The organism is Bacillus taeanensis (genome assembly GCF_003318295.1).
Lineage (GTDB): Bacteria > Bacillota > Bacilli > Bacillales > UBA6769 > Maribacillus > Maribacillus taeanensis.
Map to the genome: position 1 here is coordinate 25382 of NZ_QOCW01000034.1, position 18519 is coordinate 43900.

Sequence of the window (18519 nt, forward strand, 5' to 3'; positions counted from 1 at the left end):
TCTTTCTAAAGAAAGAGACGAGAGTACATAGTTATCCCGCGTTGCCACTCTAATTGTTCCATAAGAACCAACTCAATTATTGTTAACGAGGTTTTCCCCGTTCTGCCCTACTTTATATTCAGGCAGACATCTCAAAAGTCCGGTTCATTACCTGCTTCGTATTAGGCTCACACCCTCCCTAACTCGCTTCAACGCTGCAAAGTAACTACTCTCTTTATCATTGATATTTGTTGTTTTATTAGTTATTGATTATTCATTATACCTAATTTAAATAGTATTTCAATATTTCTCAATATTTTCCTTCTTAAATGTTTGTTTTCCACTCATCTAAAAAAAAAAAAAAACAATTCCAGTATAGAACTTTTCTATTAAGTTGTCATTTACCAGCGTGATCTAACATCGAAAAACTTTAAATATAGCTACAATAATACCCATTTTGTTAAATCAGAAGCCAGTTTTCCATGTTACTTTTATTAAACTAACATCTCCGTGGTGAAGAACATATTAAAGGTATTCTTCTAGTGTATGTTCCTCGATCAAATCCAAGTTTCTTTTGTTTTTTGCATATTCAACTATATGTTTTCGGATATTAGGATACAGAACAATGTCATTTAATTCGGATAGTGGTATCCATTTTACACCGGTTTGATTAGGATCTGGATGACTAGGAAGCTGCGGTGTAAGACCATCTTTTATACTACAATCAAACATTAAACCTAAAGAATGGATGGCTCCATATTTATTCTGGGTAAGGTGAGGAGAATATTCATAAATAAACGCTAATGGACCCACTTCAACATCAACGGATGCTTCTTCTTTCACTTCTCTTTTAACAGCATCAATAATGGATTCATTAGGTTCAGCCCCTCCAGCTGGTAAATTATAATGTAATCCTTTTTCATCTTTAAATTCAATTAAAAGTATCGATTCATTTTCTATGATAACAGCCCCAGCTCTTACCCTAATATGATAAGACATTCTATTTCCTCCCTATTTGTATAAAATAATTTAATTTCATTCTTTTCTATCATTAAAATTCCTTCTCTTGTTCAATTAATCATTCCATTGACTGAATATTTTGCTGTAGTGTTAGATTTTTTAGCTTTAATGATTAAGAAATTAGGATTTTTCATCAATTTCTCATAAGACTCAGGTTTCTTCCCTTTAAACGCTTCTGTTGGCAATGGTTCAATCAGACGGCTTATAACAAAGTAATGAGAAGTAACATTAATGATTTCGTGAAGGGGACGCCGATAAAACCAAACATCTACCCGTTCATCGCCACGTTTCCATTTATCTTTTATTATCTCCCTAGAGAAATAATTTTTTGAAGGTGACATACTTACATCCATAAAAGGGTGATGAATAGAAAATAGAAATATTCCATTAGGCTTCAATATCCTAGAGAATTCCTTAAACACCTTTGTCCAATCTTCAATATAATGAAGAACTAATGAACTAACGACTATATCATATACTTGATCCTGAAAGGGCAAATCATTTGATAAATCTAAACACATCACTTTTGCTTTATTGCCTACTCTTCTTTTAGTAGCTGCCACCATTTCAGGACTTATATCAATAGAGGTTACATTTGCTCCCTGTAAAAGGAATGTCTCTGTGTACCATCCTGCAGCACAACCGGCATCTAAAATATTTAAATCTTCTACAGACTTGGGTAAGGAACACATCATGGCAGGACGCTCATAATCTGTGTTATAAGGACTATAATGATCAACGTTATGTTCATAGTCATGAGCTAGCTTATTATAAGCTTTAATCACTTGATTTTTTATCATTACTACTTACCCCCTTTATTGGATTTATAGATATTGTGACATCATAGCAAAAATAAAAATAGACTTATATTTTCATTTTTGCTATGATGTTGAATAAGGAATGCCTAAAAAATAAAGGGTCTGTGCCATAAGTCAGAGTAACTGACTTATGGCACAGACCCTTTTAAATAATTATTAATTTATAAGTTCATTAGTTAAAGTTTCTTCTTCATAAATACAGTTTTTACGGTATCTCCATTAGGTTTTGTAACAACTTCTTCTCCACAAATCTCGTATCCCACAGATTCATATAACTTTATGTTCTTTGGGACAGACATACGAGTTCGACAACACACTTCTTTTTTTCCATATTCTTGGGCATATGCCTCAAGCCATGAAAGCATAGATTTAGCTATTCCTTTTCCTCTTTCCTCTGGACAAACTGAAAGGCGAGAAAAGTAAATAGAGTGTTTATTCAATTTAAATCTCGCTGAACCTATTGGAACGTCGTTATTCATATACAATAAGGCCTTCTCATGATTATTGGTTAATAATTCCTGTACAAAACTTGCCGTCTCACTTAATGCGCTGGATGGAATATCTATATGCCGATACTCTTCAAACGCAGACATCATAACTGCATGAACCAAATGTTCATCTTCTATCCCTGCTAAACGAATCATACTATCTCCCCATTAATCAACTTTCTTTTCATTCTTCCGTCAATATAGAACCGTAATATACGCTATATAAATGCTTGAAAGCGTTTATTGTATTGAAAAAAGTCTCGTTATAACTACCATCTTCCTGAATAGTCCAACATGTTGCTAGAACAGCATGTGAAAAACCCCATAATAGAATTCTTTTTTTGTCTAAGTTCAATTCTTCTACAAATATGTCAATACGCTTCTCAATCACTGTTGTTAAATTTTCGTTTGGCAATTTATTTAGTAAAAATTGAATGACATCGTATTCTCTGTCTCCAATTAACCCTTTAGGATCAATCGCTAACCAAGATTCCCTACCAGCCATTAAAATATTGTAATGATGTAAATCACCATGTAGTAAAAATGGTTTGTTTAGCATACTATTCATTGATTTAAAGGTCCCTACTGCTTCTTGAAGTATTTCTTTTGTAATTGGACCGATACCTTCAGTATATCTCCTATAAATATTTATTAGTTGCTTTTCCCTTTGTACAGTAGTTGGAACTCTAGCAGCATTTGGTGAAGGAATCCACAATTTTTTCATTACTTGTGAAGCAATATGTGTTGCTTCCTCATCATTTTCTAATGAGGCTAGTGTCTTTCCGGGAATTAATCGTTCAAGAAGAAGAACCCCTTTTTCTATATCAACATCAATTATTTTAACAATTCCATTACCATCAAAAAGTTTAAGAGCTTCTACTTCAGCAAGAAACTCTTCACCTGGCACGACAAGCTTTATTACTATTTCAGTCCCATCTTTTAGCATTGCAGGGGCAACAAAATTATAAGATAAAGCAAACGGAGACATAATTTCCATTTGCCAACGCTTCTCACAATCGTAAATAAGTCTATCAAAATCTTTTAACCATTTTTCGGCCTTTTCCTTATGCACATCTTTAATGGTTTTAACGAATTGTTTTGGTAAACGAATCATTGTATGTTCCCCTTGTTTAAAAGTTTCTTTATAAAAATTCTTCATGTTATCAAAATCCTGTAATCATGCTCTAATTCAAATTTTCTGACTCACTTGTTTAATAAGACTGCACAAAAACCTTTAATCCAATGCCTTCGCACCTAGAACTGTCCGTTGTAAAAATTTCTCTTTTGCCATACGGTGATTGATAAAAAATAAAACACAAGAAACGATACTTAGAATCGAAGGGATAAGGAAAAGTAAAGGTAATCCCATCAGATGTACACCATAACTACCAATAAAACTTCCGGCAATAAATGAAAAAGATTGAGCACTAAAAAAGATAGAGCTGGCTAAGCCAATATTATGAGGGCTTAACTGTTGAGCATAGGTAACGCCCAATCCAAAAATAATGGCTATAAAGCAAGCATTCATCATTTGACCTAAAAACAGCAGCCATGGATGATCACTGGTTGAAAACAAAAGAAACCCTAATCCTCCAATTAAAAAGCCGCCTAACAAAATTTTATGAATACCGAATCGGTCAGCGAACGCTCCTACTGCAGGCATGACAAAAATCTCTGTAAGAGGAGCCGCAGACATCATGAGACTGAACGTCATCATATTTATTTTTAGTTCATCCACAACATAGATCGGCAAATAAGCTAGCCGCACAGCTTCTCCACTTAACACAAGGGCACAAATCAAACCAAAAAACAGTAAACTCACATTGGCCGTTCCCCATGATTTCAACGATTTTGTTTTTTCACGTTCATTTGCTGTAGCTTGTTTAGTCTGTACTTGCAATTTTCTTAATGGAAATAAAATCGCCAAAAATAAAATGACCGGAGCTAAAAATGCAATACGATAGCCTGCTAAGCCAGCAATTACACTTCCCATCACTGGTCCTAATGCCCAACCAAATGAATAGGTAGAACGTATAGTACTTGTTATCGTTGCCTCACGTGACTCTTGTTCTCGATTAATAACATCTCGTACAACTCCAAAGGTTTGAGCATTTAGCGTTCCCATCATACTAAAAAAGACAACACCTATGATAAATACTGTAACTGAATGGGTTGAAAGACTTATTAAACCCCAACCAATTGCCAGCCAGATAGCACTTCCTTTTATTAGTGAAATCCTCGATAACATACGATCAGAGATCCGTCCTATGTATACATCTCGTCGACTTTATTTAACCAAGGGTTTAAATCTTTTGTAAGGGGATATTTATAAGGATATTTCTTTTCAAATGTTGCTTGGGGTATAGCAATATCTAACCAATCTGATTCACCACTCACTCTAACCACGCTAATAACACAAGGTAGTTCATTGTCTTCCGAAAGAAATAAGGTCCCATAAAATTGATTTACGCTCTCATCTTCAATATCTATTGGTAGAGAAATAGAATGTTTTTTATAATACTTTTTTTCTTCCCAAATCCCATTAAAAAAGCTACTCTTACACAGAGCATTTAGAGCTTCATTTAGCCTTTTCTCATCATCAAATGGACGATATTCAATAGAAAGCTCATAAAAACCACCAATCCAATTTTCAGGATTATTATAGTCACCATATTCCATTCCATTTCCACTCCACTTTAGAACTTTTATTTTCATTCTTACTATTTGTACTTATCCCCCTTTAATGCAGCAAGAAGGATAGTAGGACTTTGAATATTTGCAAAGAAAATTTCGATACGACTTTTTTATATGTTATCAACCTTTAGTGTCATTGTTCAAACTTTATTTTCAAGTTATTAGTAAAGGTGAAATTTTCTATATGAGTTTTTTATGAGTTTTTTAATTAGAGAGAAAATAAAAAAAGCGTCAAACCCTGTTATATCAGGGTTTGACGCTTTTCCGGGGACTTGAATTACATCATGCCGCCCATACCGCCCATGCCGCCCATGTCAGGCATTGCAGGACCGCCGCCTTCTTCTGGCTTATCTGCGATAACAGCTTCAGTTGTAAGAAGCATTGCAGATACAGAAGCAGCGTTTTGAAGTGCTGAACGCGTTACTTTAGTCGGGTCCACGATACCAGCTTCGATCATGTTTACCCACTCACCAGTTGCAGCATTGAAACCAACGCCTACACCTTCGCCTTTTAAGCGCTCAACAATAACAGATCCTTCAAGACCCGCGTTGTGTGCGATTTGACGAACTGGCTCTTCTAACGCGCGAAGAACGATATTTACACCCGTTGCTTCGTCGCCGTCTGCTTGAACAGCTTTAACAGCTTGAATAACGTTAACTAGTGCTGTACCACCACCAGATACGATACCTTCTTCTACTGCTGCACGAGTAGAGTTAAGGGCATCTTCAATGCGAAGTTTGCGCTCTTTTAATTCAGTTTCAGTTGCAGCACCAACTTTAATTACGGCTACACCACCTGCAAGTTTCGCAAGACGCTCTTGTAATTTTTCGCGGTCAAATTCAGAAGTTGTTTCTTCGATTTGCGCTTTAATTTGGTTTACACGAGCAGAAATTTGCGCAGTATCGCCAGCGCCTTCTACGATTGTTGTGTTTTCTTTTGTTACAACAACTTTAGAAGCACGGCCTAATTGTGTAATATCCGCAGATTTAAGATCTAATCCTAAATCTTCCGTGATTACTTCACCGCCAGTTAAGATGGAGATGTCTTCAAGCATTGCTTTACGACGATCGCCAAATCCAGGCGCTTTTACCGCAACAGCATTAAATGTACCGCGAAGTTTGTTTACTACTAATGTAGCAAGAGCTTCACCTTCAACGTCTTCAGCGATAATAAGAATTGGACGACCTTGCTGAACAACCTGCTCTAATACTGGAAGTACTTCTTGGATACTTGCAATCTTTTTATCTGTAATTAAGATATAAGGATTTTCAAGCACTGCTTCCATTTTATCAGAATCAGTAACCATGTATGGAGAAGCGTAACCGCGGTCAAACTGCATACCTTCTACCACTTCTAGTTCAGTTGCGAAACCTTTTGATTCTTCAATTGTAATAACACCATCGTTACCGACGCGCTCCATTGCTTCAGCGATCAGCTGACCAACTTCGTTATCTGCAGCAGAAATCGCCGCAACTTGTGCGATTGATTCTTTGTTTTCAATTGGTTTAGAAATGTTTTTAAGCTCTTCTACTGCAGCTTTTGTTGCTTTTTCGATCCCTTTACGAACAACCATTGGGTTCGCACCAGATGTAACGTTCTTTAATCCTTCACGAATCATTGCTTGTGCAAGAACTGTCGCAGTTGTTGTACCGTCTCCTGCCACATCATTTGTTTTGCTTGCTACTTCAGAAACAAGCTTTGCACCCATGTTTTCAAATGCATCTTCAAGCTCGATTTCCTTTGCAATTGTTACACCATCGTTTGTGATTAGAGGAGAACCGAATTTCTTCTCAAGAACAACGTTACGTCCTTTTGGTCCTAATGTTACTTTTACTGCATCTGCAAGTGCGTCAACACCACGAAGCATTGAACGGCGTGCTTCTTCACTAAATTTAATATCTTTAGCCATTGCGTAACCCTCCTTAGAAATTTATGTAGTTTATTTTATCGATTGTTTGCAATTACTTAATAATTGCAAGTACGTCGCTTTCACGTAAAATTAAATATTCTTTCCCGTCATACTTTACTTCAGTACCAGCATATTTAGAATAAATTACGCTGTCACCTTCAGCAACTTCAAGGGCGATACGTTCGCCATTATCAGCAACGCGTCCAGCACCAACTGCTACAACACGACCTTCTTGAGGTTTTTCTTTTGCAGTATCTGGAAGAACAATACCGCTTGCTGTTTTTTCTTCTTGTTCAACAGTCTCAATTACAATGCGATCACCTAAAGGCTTTAACAAGTGAAACACCCTCCTCGAATGGAATGATTTTCATTTTTATTAGCACTCACCAACACCGAGTGCTAACAACACTTATAATATTAAAAGATCTTTTTCTATTTTGCAAGTAGTTCAAATAATTTTTTTTGCACCTTTTTTTTGTTCCCCTATCCCTCTTAAACTATACATTAAAATTATTGGCAATAATATTGAAAGCCCTTTCTATAAAAAGAGAAAAAGAGATTCTTTTCTTACGTGACGCTAAACGTCAAAAACAGACATGTTCCGCTCACTTATGTTAAAATAAAACAATGTTAATTTTGCTTAAAGGAGAACAGGATGTTGCAAAAAAAATATTGGTGGATTTTAACCACATATATCCTTATGCAGTTATCAAGCTTAGTCGGGATGCCGGTATTAATTAACTTAGAAGTTACAAATAGTATAGAGGAGACCATTGCTGTTTGGAGCATGATAAGCTTTACAACCGGTTTAATTATTATTTTGGCACTCCTAAAAAACACAGGAGATTATCCATTTAAACGTTCTGAAAAAGCATCCCCTGCTCAAGCTGCAGGGTGGGCGATTTTCGGTATTTTCCTTGCTTATATGGCCCAAGCACTAGCTGTAACCATTGAAATGAACGTATTTGGGATTGAACCTGGTTCAGAAAACACCCAGGAATTAATGACTATCGCAAAAGCTTTCCCGCTTTTCATTATTTTAACGTCCATTATTGGACCTATTTTAGAAGAAATTGTGTTTCGAAAAGTGATATTTGGCTCGCTTTACGCTAGGTTTAACTTTTGGATTTCAGCATTGATCAGTTCAATTATTTTTGGACTTGTGCACATGGAACTTTCCCATTTGTTAATTTATTCCGCAATGGGCTTTACATTTGCTTTTTTATATGTCAAAACAAAACGAATCCTTGTACCAATGATTGCACACGTATCAATGAATACACTTGTAGCAATTGTTCAAATTTTATTAGGAGATCGACTAATTGAAATCCAAAAACAGATGGAGCAAATGCAAAATTTTATCGGGGGATTTTAGTTATGAAATTATCACCACTAGTATTAGGATTTCTATTTATGGGGCTTGGCATTTTCTTTACATCACTTGCTGTAAGGAATGCAGATGAGACGATTTGGAATACGACAAGCATGATTTTTATGCTGCTCGCAACAATGGAATTTGTTTACGCGATTCGCTTTTTCATCTTCCGCTTTAAAGTAAAACAATTAAAAAAGAAACAAAATAAAAAGACCTAATAATTATGTTTCGCTAACTATTTAAAAAAACCTTCCAAATTTGGAAGGTTTTTTTAAACTATTTTGTCCAACTTCAGGCGCCTTACGCTTTTCTTAATCATTTTCCACTTTCATCTGCGCCCGCAGTACTTTTTTATATGAAAAGCGTGAAATAACAATACTAATTTCATATAGAAGCAGCATCGGCACGGTTACCATCATATGTGATAACAATTCAGGTGGTGTGATAAAACCCGCAATTACTAATAAGACAAAATACGCGTATTTTCGCACACTTGCTAAAAACATTGGGGTAAGAATCCCTAAACGTGTTAAAAACATGACGACAACCGGAAGCTGAAATAAAATCCCAAACGGAATCGTTAATTGAAATAAAAAAGAAAAATATTCATTAATACCGTATTGTTCTGTAATATTTAATTTCTCTGCTAGTCCGCTGATAAAGCGAATAATGAATGGAAACAGAACAAAATATGCAAATAATAAACCGCTAATAAAAAGAATCACGCTTAAAGGAATATAACCTAATGTTACTTTCCGCTCATTTTCATATAGACCGGGACTAATAAATGCCCACAATTGATAAAGCGCAACTGGTGACGTGACAATCACAGCCATTAAAAACGCAAACTGCATATAAACCTTAATGGGATCTGTTAATTTAAAAGCATTCATTGGAATACTTTGTGCTTCAGGAGCACCTTGTAAAAAAACAATAATCGGCTGTGCAATAAATAATCCGGCAACCATCGCAATAAGAAAGAAAGCGACAACAATAATAATTCGCTTTCTTAATTCATCAATATGTTCATAGATGGTCATTTTTTCTGTCATAAAACCCATCCTAACATTAACTGTTCAATCTTCATTGATTTCTTATTATTTATCCTGCTTTTTATTCGGCGTCTCATCATCGTCATCTGCAAGCCCTTTTGTTGCATTTTTAAATTCTCTTAACGTGTTTCCAGCGGCACGACCTAATTCAGGGAGTTTCTTTGGTCCAAAAATAATTAACGCCACAATCGCGATAATTGCAATACTAGCTGGTCCTAAGCCCACACTTGCCACCTCCTTTTATTTATTTTAAATGTTTTTGAAATTCACTTACAATGGATAATGTTTCAAGAAGTAAACTAACGCTTGAAGTTCAACTGCTAAATCAATATGGTGAACACGGATATGTTCAGGTACTGTTAAACGCGCTGGCGTAAAATTCAAAATCCCTTTAATACCAGAATGGACAAGCTGATCGGCAATTCCTTGTGCAGCTGGGAGCGGCACTGTCAAAATAGCGACCGTTACCCCAGAAGCAGCTGCCTCTTCAAAACTTTCAATATGATAAACAGGGACACCGCCAATTTTTGTACCAACTTTTTTAGGATCTGTATCAAATGCCATCACAATTTTTGTATTATTATTTTTCGTAAAATTATAATGTAAAAAAGCGGTTCCTAAATTCCCAACACCAATGAGAGCTACTTTTGTAACCTCATCTTGATCTAATGTTTTACGAAAAAAAGTTAACAGATAATCAACATTATACCCATAACCTTTCTTCCCAAGTGCACCAAAATATGAAAAATCTCGACGAATTGTCGCAGAATCTACTTTTACCGCTTCACTTAACTCCGCAGAGGAAACACGATGTTTTCCTGAGGCAGATAAGTTTTGCAAAAAGCGATAATAAAGCGGTAAACGTTTTGCAGTTGCTCGTGGTATTTTTGTTTGATCACTATTCATACAAACCCTCCACACTCATTGACAATGGGGCCTCACCTCTTCTAATTAAAACTAGCAGATACAGCAGCCTTTCTTCTATTCGGAGCTGCTGTTTGTACGCACATAGTCCCCCGTTTTCCCACCGGTCTTCTCAACTAAATAGGTTGGTCCAATGACCATCCCTTTATCAACTGCTTTGCACATATCATAAACAGTTAGCGCTGCTGCAGAAGCAGCAGTTAAGGCTTCCATTTCAACACCCGTACTGCCCTTTGTTTTTACACGTACTTCAATAAGTAAATGATAGCCTTTTTCTGTCTCCCAATCAAATGTAATATCAACCCCTGTTAAAGAAAGAGGATGACACATCGGAATCCAGTCAGATGTTTTTTTAGCTGCCATAATGCCGGCAACTTGGGCTACTGCTAATACGTCGCCTTTTTTCATTGTGCCTTCTTTTACTTTTTCATAGATGTCACGATTTACTTCCACACTTGTTTTTGCCACAGCCGTTCTTGCTGTTGTTTCTTTATCCGAAATATCGACCATTTTTGCGCGGCCTTGCTCATTAAAATGTGTAAAAGAGGTCAAGAGTTATCCACATCCTTCTACAGTTGAATATACACTATTTTAAATCGATCTGTCTTTATTTTTCGGTGACAAACTTCACAAAATTATGAACGTTGCCCTTACTTCCTATGATGCGCTAAACTAAAGAAGGAGATGAGGTGAATCAATTATGATCGTATTACAAGTCAATGGTTTATCTAAATCATTTGGTGCTGATCTTATTTTATCGAATATTAAATTAGAAGTACAATCTAAAGATCGAATTGCGATCGTCGGTAGAAATGGTGCCGGCAAATCAACATTATTAAAAACCATATCAGGACAACTCTCCTATGATGAAGGAGAAATTATGATTCCTAATGATACAGAAATCGGATATCTTGCCCAACATACAGGGCTTGAATCAGAGCGTTCAATTTGGGATGAGATGATGACTGTCTTTGAATCATTAAAGAAAATGGAAGTAAAGCTAAGAAAATTAGAAGAAAAAATGGGCGATCCAGACCTTTTAGCAAATCCGCATGAATATGAAAAGCTGCTAAAAGAATATGACGGCCTTCAAATTACTTTTAAAGATCAAGGCGGCTATCAATATGAAGCAGATATTCGTTCTGTGTTACATGGATTGCAATTTCAAAACTTTGATTATAGTACGCCGATTGCATCCTTGAGCGGCGGTCAAAAAACAAGGCTTGCCCTAGGTAAACTGCTTCTCACAAAGCCCGACTTACTAATTTTGGATGAGCCGACAAACCATCTAGATATCGCAACATTATCATGGCTTGAAAACTACTTACAAAGCTATCCAGGTGCTATTTTAATTGTTTCTCATGACCGCTATTTTCTTGATAAAGTTGTAAATATTGTTTATGAAATTTCACGAACAAAATCAACAAAATTTCATGGCAATTACAGCAGTTATCTTGATGAAAAAGCAAAGCGGTTTGAAATTGAATTGAAAGAATATGAAAAACAGCAGTCTGAAGTCGCAAAAATGAAAGACTTTATCCAAAAAAATATTGCCCGTGCCTCAACAACAAAGCGTGCGCAAAGTAAACGAAAACAGCTTGAAAAAATGACACTCGTTGATAAACCCCAGGGCGATGAGAAATCAGCCGTTGTTTCATTTGATATTGAACGGCAAAGCGGAAATGATGTGCTGCGTGTACGTGACTTAACCGTTTCTTATAACAGCGAAAAACCGATTTTCTCTAACCTGCAATTTGAGTTAACACGCGGTGAAAGTGTCGCCATCGTTGGGCCAAACGGCGCCGGAAAGTCTACATTCTTAAAAGCAATTATGAAACAGCTTACGCCTAAAAATGGCACCATTAACTATGGGACAAACGTAAAAATTGGATTTTATGATCAGGAGCAGGCAAACCTTTCCTCAAATAAAACGGTTATTAATGAGCTTTGGGATGAGTACCCGCTTATGAAAGAAAAAGATATTCGCTCCATTCTTGGAAGCTTCCTATTTAGCGGTGATGATGTATTTAAACCGGTTTCCGGCTTAAGCGGCGGCGAAAAAGCGCGCCTTGCTCTTGCAAAGCTTATGCTGCAAAAAGCAAATGTCCTTATTTTGGATGAACCGACAAACCACTTAGACCTTGATAGTAAAGAAATTTTAGAAGGCGCATTAATTGACTATCCAGGTACGATTTTGTTTGTTTCTCATGACCGTTATTTTATTAACCGAATTGCTACTCGTGTTGTAGAACTAGTAAATAATGAGTTTACAAACTATCTGGGAGATTATGATTACTTCCTTGAGAAAAAAGCTGAAATGGATGCTGTTGAGGCGTTAGAACAAGCAAAGCAGCAAGCAGCTGAAGATAGCGGTTCTGATAAAAAACGCTACGAACAAGATAAAGAAGCAAAACGCTTAGAAAGACAGCGAAATCGAAGAATCGAAGAAATTGAAAAGAAAGTAGAAGATCTTGAAGAAACAGTGTCAAAAAAAGAAATATTACTTGCTGAGCCTGAAGTATATGAAAATTATGAAAAAGTACAGGAACTTAATGAAAGCATTAAAATAGCGCAGCAGGAAATTGAAGCATTAATGGAAGAGTGGGAAGAACTGCAAACCTAAAAAAGAAATGGGAAATCCCATTTCTTTTTTTATTAACTAAAACTTTCAAGGTCTAAGCCGGGATTTCCATTTAACTTCATATCGGCACGACGACCTTTTTCATATTCAATACTTCCTGCCGCCGCAATCATTGCTGCGTTATCTGTACAAAGTGATAATGGCGGAATAATGAGTTCAATCCCACTCTCATTAAACGCTTCATTAAGACGTTTACGAAGACCTTTATTTGCCGCTACTCCACCTGCGAGAAGAACTTGTTTTACATTATAAGCTTGTGCCGCCTTTAATGTTTTCGTAATAAGCACTTCAATAACACTTTCTTGAAAGCTTGCCGCTAAATCTTCGCTTTTAATTTCTTCATCACGCTGTTTAGCGTTATGCAGGGTATTAATGACCGCTGATTTTAGTCCGCTGAAACTAAAATCATAAGAATCAGCTTCAAGCCATGCCCGCGGTAAATCAAGTGAAGGCTCGCCTTCATGTGCAAGTCGATCAATGTGCGGCCCGCCTGGATAAGGCAGATTTAATGTTCGTGCTACTTTATCGTAAGCCTCTCCGGCAGCATCATCTCTCGTTTCACCAATCACCTCATAGGAGCCATGTTCTTTCATATAAACTAGTTCTGTATGACCACCTGACACCACAAGGGCAATCAGTGGAAAATGAAGTTCTGCGACAAGACGGTTGGCATAAATATGACCCGCAATATGATGAACACTTACAATCGGGATATTATGAGCAAACGCTAATGCTTTAGCCGCATTTACGCCAATTAATAATGCCCCCACAAGACCTGGTCCTTCTGTCACTGCAATCGCATCAATTTCTTCCCACGTAACTTTTGCCTCTTTTAATGCTTCTTCAAATACAATTGTAATTTGCTCAACATGATGACGTGAGGCAATTTCAGGGACCACTCCGCCAAAACGTTTATGACTTTCAATTTGCGAAGAAACAATATTCGCCAATATTTCTGTTCCATTTTTTATGACAGAGACCGCTGTTTCATCACAACTTGTCTCAATACCTAAAATAATTTGTTCTTGTTTAGTTATCATTTAAATTCACCCACATTACATATGCATCTTCTAGATTATCGGTATAATAATTTTTCCGAATACCGCCTTCCTGAAATCCAAGCTTACGATATAACCGTTGTGCTGTTGTATTAGACACCCTTACCTCTAATGTCATATGCTCTGCTCCGAGACCTTTTGCTACTTCCATCGCCTTGTCCATTAGTTTTTCCCCTAATTTCTTTCCACGATAACTAGGCATAAGAGCAATGTTAGTAATGTGGGCTTCATCAATAATCACCCACATTCCGCAATATCCAATAACCTGTTCATTGCTTTCAATAACGATGTATGTTGCAAAATGATTGTTTGTAAGCTCATTATAAAAGGCGGTACGACTCCAAGGCTTCGGAAATGACGCATATTCAATTTCAAGGATTTGATCAATATCGTGCAGCTCCATCAAACGAAACGAGTAGTTCTCTTCCATTCAAATCTCCTATTTCTTTTGTGAAGCAAGCCAGTTTGCTTCTGCTTCAGCTAGTCGAATATAATTTGGTATAAAAGTATGTACGTCATCAGCTGGCTTTCTTTCGATTCCTAAGGCAGCTAACTCACTCGGGCGCGGATTATGCTCACTGACTTTTCCAAAAACAGCTTTCTCCCCTAATAACCCTTTGAAATGTTCCTGATGCAGCGGTAAATCATTTCCTAAAAATAATACAGGCTGATCAAGGTTTTGAAGCTGTTTTGCCCAATCTGAAGAAAGTAAAATTTTATCTTCCTCAATGTTTTGAAACTTACCATTTTTCATGCCGTATAATCCAGTATAAATTTGTCCTCGTCTTGCATCAAACAGCGGTACGACATATCCTTGAAAATAACGCCCATTTTGCGCAAGCACTTCTAAACTTGACACCCCGACAATCGGAATATTTAATGACCAGGCAAGCGTCTTTGCGACTGTTACACCAATTCTTACCCCTGTATAGGAGCCTGGACCGTTCGCTACAATGATTCGCTCTAGTTCATTAGGTTTTACCTCTACTTCTTCTAATAACTGCTGTACTGCAGGCATCAGCCTTACAGAATGATTTTTCTTTAAATTTGTGATTAGCTCGCCAATAATTTGATTTCCATCGATAACGGCTGTGCCCATTACTAAATTTGTTGTATCAATTGCCAATGCCTTCATTCTTCTGCTAACTCCTTACATAACGAGACATATCTTTCACCTTTTGGGGTAAAGATGATTCTTCGCTTTGATTCACTTTCATGATAAATTTCAATCATCATGTACTCCTCAGGAAGCATGTCCTGAATAAATTTCGCCCATTCGACAACCGTTACTCCATTTCCAAGAAAATACTCATCAAAGCCAAGGTCTTCATCACTATCTTCTAACCGATAAACATCCATATGATATAAAGGCAATGTACCTTGATATTCTTTAATAATTGTAAATGTAGGACTGCTTACTACACGCTTTATTCCAAGTCCTACTGCTAAGCCTTTTGTAAAGGTTGTCTTTCCTGCACCTAAATCCCCTTCAAGTGTTAACACATCGCCAGCTTTTAAAAGACGTCCTAAACGCTGTGCTAACTCCTTTGTTTCTTCATAGGAATTTGTTATGAACGAAAATCGCTTCATTTTATCACCTATTCTTCCGTTCTGAAATGATTAAATCCTTTTTTAGCCAACACCTTTTCCTCGTTTTCCTTTTTAAGAATGACTTGGGGCTCTCCCTTTTTAATATACCCAACTGTTTGTATTGTTTGACCCGCTTTTTTACATGCTTCACAAATCTCAGACCATGCTGTTTTAGGAACAGTCCCAATCAACTGAAAATCTTCTCCACCAAACAATACCCAATTTTCCCGTTTTTCATTTGGATAAGTTAATAATGCTTCACTCATTAACAGCTTCTCATATTCTAATACAACTTTAACATTGCTTGCTTCAGCAATTTCATTTGCTTCACTTGCAATGCCATCACTAATATCATTTAAAGAAACTCTAAGTCCGCTTGCTGCAAGGATACGCCCCATTTTTACTTGCGGACTTGGAAGTTGATGAGCTTGTATCAATGTTTTTTCTATTTCATTATAAGAATAGTCTAGTCCTTTTTCTAATAAAAGCTCAAGCCCCCCAGCAGAATCACCTAAACAGCCTGTTATAAACACAATATCACCGTCACTCGCATTACTGCGTAAAAGATGACGGTTTTTCTCTACTCTTCCCATAACTGTTATACTGATCACAAGCTCAGAAGAAGTAGACACTGTATCTCCGCCAATTAAATCCATTTTATATTGTTCAGCTAATGCATTCATCCCTTGATAAATTTCATCAAGCTCAGCATCATTCCAGCCTTTTTTTGGAACAGCTATTGACACGAGATAATAGGTCGGGATAGCCCCCATTGCCGCAAGGTCACTTATATTTGCTGCAAGTGCCTTATATCCAATATGAAAAGGCCGCATCGTATTTTTTTTAAAATGAATGCCTTCCACCATTGTATCAAGACAAATCACTTCTTCATATTTACTATTTCCTTGAAAGAGTGCGGCATCATCACCAATTCCAGTAATAAGAGAAGACTGATATGTTTTTTTGGGTATAATAGATTGTATAAATCCAAATTCATCACGCATTACGTTTTCACCCAATCATGTTAGTTTTCCTTATATTCTTACCCAATCCATCATTAATTTTAATCGTGTAAAAAAACCTTAGGATAAAAAACCCTAAGGAATGATCTGTTCTTACTATATAGTGTAGCTTATTTTATATAAAAATCCTATTTTAAACACAAAAAAAACGAAACAATTATTGCTTCGAATGAAAATGGCGGTCCCGACCGGGATCGAACCGGCGATCTCCTGCGTGACAGGCAGGCATGTTAACCGCTACACCACGGGACCAATATATAATAGACAAAATTTTGCTAGCTAGTGTAAATAATTTCGACGCAGTTAGTGTGAACAATTTTGGTTGCGGGGGCAGGATTTGAACCTACGACCTTCGGGTTATGAGCCCGACGAGCTACCAGACTGCTCCACCCCGCGATAATATAAATGTTTCAATCGGACAATTAATAATATAACACTTTAAAATAATAAATGCAAGTACTTTTATAAAAAATTATTAAAAAAGCATCCTCTTCTATCGAAGGGATGCTTTAACAGCTTGCTTTAATGCTGAAATAATATCTCCTGAGTCTTCAATTCCTACTGAAATCCGCACTAATCCAGGTGTTATTGCAAGCTTTTGACGTGTTTCTTCAGGCACTTGGCGATGAGAAGTTGCAATTGGATAGGAAACAGATGTGTCAACACCAGCTAATGTAGCAACCATTTTCACCCATCCAAGTGATTTAAAAAATTCATTTACATCACATGTTTCATCAAGTTCCATTGATACAATAGCGCCGTTGCCTTTTTCAGAAACAGTGGATGGGTAATAAACTTTCTTTACTCCTACTTCACCTTGCAGAACTTCTGCCAAACGCTGGGCATTTTTAGCATGACGCTCCATACGAATGCTTAATGTGCGCAAACCGCGGCAAGCAAGCCACGCTTCAAAGGGACTTAAATTCGCTCCTAAATTAACAACTTTATTTTTCGCCTGTTCCATATACTCTTCTCTTCCAACCACAACACCAGCCGTGACATCACTATGTCCGCCGATATATTTAGTCGCGCTGTGTAATACAATATCAACGCCCAGCTCATACGGTCTAATGAAATAGGGAGTTGCAAAGGTATTATCAATTACAGAAATAAGTTCATGCTTTTTCGCTAAAGAAACAATTCCTTCTATATTTTCAACGCGAAGAAGAGGGTTTGTAACAGATTCAGAATAAAGAGCTTTCGTATTTGATTGAATTGCTTTTTCTACCTCATTTAAATCGGTAAAATCAACAAAGCTTACTTCAATTCCAAATGATGCTAATTCGTGAGCCATTAACTGATATGTACCACCATATAAATCTTCACAAGCAACAATATGATCTCCGTGCTTCGCAAAAGATAAAACAGCTGCAAGAACCGCTGAAAGGCCGGAGGAAGTAGCGACCCCTTTTGGTGCTCCTTCCAATTGAGCAACACCAGCTGCCAAGTCATCCGTATTTGGGTTTCCAACTCTTGTATATAAAAAATCCTTTTTCCCTCTAAAAAAATCTTCTAAGTCATCTAAGTCTTTAAAAGCAAAGGCAGTTGTTTGATAAATTGGCTGACCTTTACTTACATTTGCCGCATCCATTTTTTGTTGAAACTGTACAGTCTTTGTATCAAATTTCACTTTCGAATCCCTCCACCGCTTACTCAATGTTGATTGAAAATTTTGTCGTTTAAAGTTATTTTATTATTGTACCACTAATTAAGAAAAAATTGTGAATGAAAAGGAAAATTACAATTATTACTTGATTAGACTATTTGTTAAACCTAATAAAAAAACCCCCGAAGAAAATTCTTCGAAGGTTTTTGAGGGCCTAGCAGCGTCCTACTCTCACAGGGGGAGAGCCCCCAACTACCATCGGCGCTGAAGAGCTTAACTTCCGTGTTCGGCATGGGAACGGGTGTGACCTCTTCGCTATCGCCACTAGACATGTGATTTTTAT

Annotated in this window: 21 protein-coding genes, 2 tRNA genes, 1 rRNA gene and 1 other annotated feature; of the genes, 3 read left to right on the top strand and 21 right to left on the bottom strand. The window is 36.9% G+C overall.

The features are described 5' to 3' along the window. Positions 1-10: 10 nt before the first annotated feature. Positions 11-230: a binding site (T-box leader), on the bottom strand. 274 nt (positions 231-504) lie between these two features. The 8 genes from DS031_RS21550 to groES all read right to left on the bottom strand — a co-directional run bounded on the left by DS031_RS21550 (position 505) and on the right by groES (position 7245). Continuing rightward, positions 505-978 (bottom strand): NUDIX domain-containing protein, encoded by a 474-nt coding sequence (locus DS031_RS21550; protein WP_113808238.1) that lies wholly within the window; start codon positions 976-978, stop codon positions 505-507. Between the two features lie 71 nt (positions 979-1049). Beyond that, entirely contained in the window at positions 1050-1796 is a 747-nt protein-coding gene (locus DS031_RS21555) for a class I SAM-dependent methyltransferase (RefSeq protein WP_113808259.1), read from the bottom strand. A gap of 197 nt (positions 1797-1993) precedes the next feature. Next, entirely contained in the window at positions 1994-2461 is a 468-nt protein-coding gene (locus DS031_RS21560) for a GNAT family N-acetyltransferase (protein WP_113808239.1), read from the bottom strand. A gap of 28 nt (positions 2462-2489) precedes the next feature. Next, positions 2490-3419: an aminoglycoside phosphotransferase family protein gene (locus tag DS031_RS21565; protein ID WP_113808240.1), complete on the bottom strand. Its 930-nt coding sequence runs from the start codon at positions 3417-3419 to the stop codon at positions 2490-2492. 120 nt (positions 3420-3539) lie between these two features. After that, positions 3540-4574: an MFS transporter gene (locus DS031_RS21570; RefSeq protein WP_342767271.1), complete on the bottom strand. Its 1035-nt coding sequence runs from the start codon at positions 4572-4574 to the stop codon at positions 3540-3542. Then, complete coding sequence (locus DS031_RS21575) at positions 4571-4984, bottom strand: hypothetical protein (RefSeq protein ID WP_181833284.1); 414 nt, start codon at positions 4982-4984, stop codon at positions 4571-4573. The genes DS031_RS21570 and DS031_RS21575 overlap by 4 nt, the downstream gene beginning before the upstream one ends. Before the next feature lie 292 nt (positions 4985-5276). After that, complete coding sequence (gene groL, locus DS031_RS21580; RefSeq protein WP_113808243.1) at positions 5277-6908, bottom strand: chaperonin GroEL; 1632 nt, start codon at positions 6906-6908, stop codon at positions 5277-5279. A 52-nt stretch (positions 6909-6960) separates the two neighbouring features. Beyond that, the gene (gene groES / locus DS031_RS21585) at positions 6961-7245 is read right to left on the bottom strand and encodes a co-chaperone GroES (RefSeq protein ID WP_113808244.1); all 285 of its coding nucleotides are present in this window, start codon (positions 7243-7245) and stop codon (positions 6961-6963) included. A gap of 321 nt (positions 7246-7566) precedes the next feature. Here groES and DS031_RS21590 point away from each other — a divergent pair, with 321 nt between their 5' ends. Beyond that, complete coding sequence (locus tag DS031_RS21590) at positions 7567-8283, top strand: CPBP family intramembrane glutamic endopeptidase (RefSeq protein WP_113808260.1); 717 nt, start codon at positions 7567-7569, stop codon at positions 8281-8283. Positions 8284-8285: 2 nt separating this feature from the next. After that, complete coding sequence (locus DS031_RS21595; protein ID WP_113808245.1) at positions 8286-8501, top strand: DUF4305 domain-containing protein; 216 nt, start codon at positions 8286-8288, stop codon at positions 8499-8501. Between the two features lie 93 nt (positions 8502-8594). Here DS031_RS21595 and tatC read toward each other — a convergent pair whose 3' ends face one another. The 4 genes from tatC to moaC form a co-directional block, all read right to left on the bottom strand. Further along, entirely contained in the window at positions 8595-9335 is a 741-nt protein-coding gene (gene tatC, locus DS031_RS21600) for a twin-arginine translocase subunit TatC (protein ID WP_113808246.1), read from the bottom strand. Between the two features lie 45 nt (positions 9336-9380). Then, on the bottom strand, positions 9381-9560 hold the full coding sequence (locus tag DS031_RS21605; RefSeq protein WP_113808247.1) for a twin-arginine translocase TatA/TatE family subunit: 180 nt from the start codon (positions 9558-9560) through the stop codon (positions 9381-9383). 45 nt (positions 9561-9605) lie between these two features. Then, positions 9606-10241, bottom strand: a complete 636-nt coding sequence (locus DS031_RS21610; RefSeq protein ID WP_113808248.1) for a redox-sensing transcriptional repressor Rex — start codon at positions 10239-10241, stop codon at positions 9606-9608. Between the two features lie 75 nt (positions 10242-10316). After that, positions 10317-10811, bottom strand: coding sequence for a cyclic pyranopterin monophosphate synthase MoaC (gene moaC, locus DS031_RS21615; RefSeq protein ID WP_113808249.1), 495 nt, complete (start codon positions 10809-10811; stop codon positions 10317-10319). A gap of 148 nt (positions 10812-10959) precedes the next feature. On the opposite strand from moaC, the gene DS031_RS21620 reads away from it, so the two are divergent. Then, positions 10960-12882 (top strand): ABC-F family ATP-binding cassette domain-containing protein, encoded by a 1923-nt coding sequence (locus DS031_RS21620; RefSeq protein WP_113808250.1) that lies wholly within the window; start codon positions 10960-10962, stop codon positions 12880-12882. 32 nt (positions 12883-12914) lie between these two features. Here the strand turns inward: DS031_RS21620 and tsaD are convergent, their stop codons facing one another. The 9 genes from tsaD to rrf form a co-directional block, all read right to left on the bottom strand. Continuing rightward, positions 12915-13940 (bottom strand): tRNA (adenosine(37)-N6)-threonylcarbamoyltransferase complex transferase subunit TsaD, encoded by a 1026-nt coding sequence (tsaD, locus tag DS031_RS21625; protein WP_113808251.1) that lies wholly within the window; start codon positions 13938-13940, stop codon positions 12915-12917. Then, on the bottom strand, positions 13930-14388 hold the full coding sequence (gene rimI, locus DS031_RS21630; protein WP_113808252.1) for a ribosomal protein S18-alanine N-acetyltransferase: 459 nt from the start codon (positions 14386-14388) through the stop codon (positions 13930-13932). Before rimI ends, tsaD begins: the two co-directional genes overlap by 11 nt. Positions 14389-14397: 9 nt before the next feature. Further along, positions 14398-15093: a tRNA (adenosine(37)-N6)-threonylcarbamoyltransferase complex dimerization subunit type 1 TsaB gene (tsaB, locus tag DS031_RS21635; RefSeq protein WP_113808253.1), complete on the bottom strand. Its 696-nt coding sequence runs from the start codon at positions 15091-15093 to the stop codon at positions 14398-14400. Further along, positions 15090-15548, bottom strand: a complete 459-nt coding sequence (gene tsaE / locus DS031_RS21640; RefSeq protein WP_113808254.1) for a tRNA (adenosine(37)-N6)-threonylcarbamoyltransferase complex ATPase subunit type 1 TsaE — start codon at positions 15546-15548, stop codon at positions 15090-15092. Before tsaE ends, tsaB begins: the two co-directional genes overlap by 4 nt. Before the next feature lie 8 nt (positions 15549-15556). Further along, the gene (thiL, locus tag DS031_RS21645) at positions 15557-16552 is read right to left on the bottom strand and encodes a thiamine-phosphate kinase (protein ID WP_113808255.1); all 996 of its coding nucleotides are present in this window, start codon (positions 16550-16552) and stop codon (positions 15557-15559) included. 194 nt (positions 16553-16746) lie between these two features. Next, positions 16747-16822, bottom strand: a tRNA-Asp gene (locus DS031_RS21650). Positions 16823-16889: 67 nt separating this feature from the next. After that, positions 16890-16966: transfer RNA gene (locus DS031_RS21655), tRNA-Met, on the bottom strand. Positions 16967-17063: 97 nt separating this feature from the next. Next, on the bottom strand, positions 17064-18200 hold the full coding sequence (locus DS031_RS21660; RefSeq protein WP_113808256.1) for a trans-sulfuration enzyme family protein: 1137 nt from the start codon (positions 18198-18200) through the stop codon (positions 17064-17066). 188 nt (positions 18201-18388) lie between these two features. Further along, positions 18389-18505: ribosomal RNA gene (gene rrf, locus DS031_RS21665) — 5S ribosomal RNA — on the bottom strand. Between the last annotated feature and the right edge of the window lie 14 nt (positions 18506-18519).

What these genes read in the sequence shown, in the direction of transcription:
- DS031_RS21550 (WP_113808238.1), bottom strand. Translation starts at nt 978, where the DNA reads ATGTCTTATCATATTAGGGTAAGAGCTGGGGCTGTTATCATAGAAAAT.
- DS031_RS21560 (WP_113808239.1), bottom strand. Translation starts at nt 2,461, where the DNA reads ATGATTCGTTTAGCAGGGATAGAAGATGAACATTTGGTTCATGCAGTT.
- DS031_RS21565 (WP_113808240.1), bottom strand. Translation starts at nt 3,419, where the DNA reads ATGATTCGTTTACCAAAACAATTCGTTAAAACCATTAAAGATGTGCAT.
- DS031_RS21575 (WP_181833284.1), bottom strand. Translation starts at nt 4,984, where the DNA reads ATGGAATATGGTGACTATAATAATCCTGAAAATTGGATTGGTGGTTTT.
- groL (WP_113808243.1), bottom strand. Translation starts at nt 6,908, where the DNA reads ATGGCTAAAGATATTAAATTTAGTGAAGAAGCACGCCGTTCAATGCTT.
- DS031_RS21595 (WP_113808245.1), top strand. Translation starts at nt 8,286, where the DNA reads ATGAAATTATCACCACTAGTATTAGGATTTCTATTTATGGGGCTTGGC.
- tatC (WP_113808246.1), bottom strand. Translation starts at nt 9,335, where the DNA reads ATGACAGAAAAAATGACCATCTATGAACATATTGATGAATTAAGAAAG.
- DS031_RS21610 (WP_113808248.1), bottom strand. Translation starts at nt 10,241, where the DNA reads ATGAATAGTGATCAAACAAAAATACCACGAGCAACTGCAAAACGTTTA.
- DS031_RS21620 (WP_113808250.1), top strand. Translation starts at nt 10,960, where the DNA reads ATGATCGTATTACAAGTCAATGGTTTATCTAAATCATTTGGTGCTGAT.
- tsaD (WP_113808251.1), bottom strand. Translation starts at nt 13,940, where the DNA reads ATGATAACTAAACAAGAACAAATTATTTTAGGTATTGAGACAAGTTGT.
- rimI (WP_113808252.1), bottom strand. Translation starts at nt 14,388, where the DNA reads ATGGAAGAGAACTACTCGTTTCGTTTGATGGAGCTGCACGATATTGAT.
- tsaB (WP_113808253.1), bottom strand. Translation starts at nt 15,093, where the DNA reads ATGAAGGCATTGGCAATTGATACAACAAATTTAGTAATGGGCACAGCC.
- tsaE (WP_113808254.1), bottom strand. Translation starts at nt 15,548, where the DNA reads ATGAAGCGATTTTCGTTCATAACAAATTCCTATGAAGAAACAAAGGAG.
- thiL (WP_113808255.1), bottom strand. Translation starts at nt 16,552, where the DNA reads ATGCGTGATGAATTTGGATTTATACAATCTATTATACCCAAAAAAACA.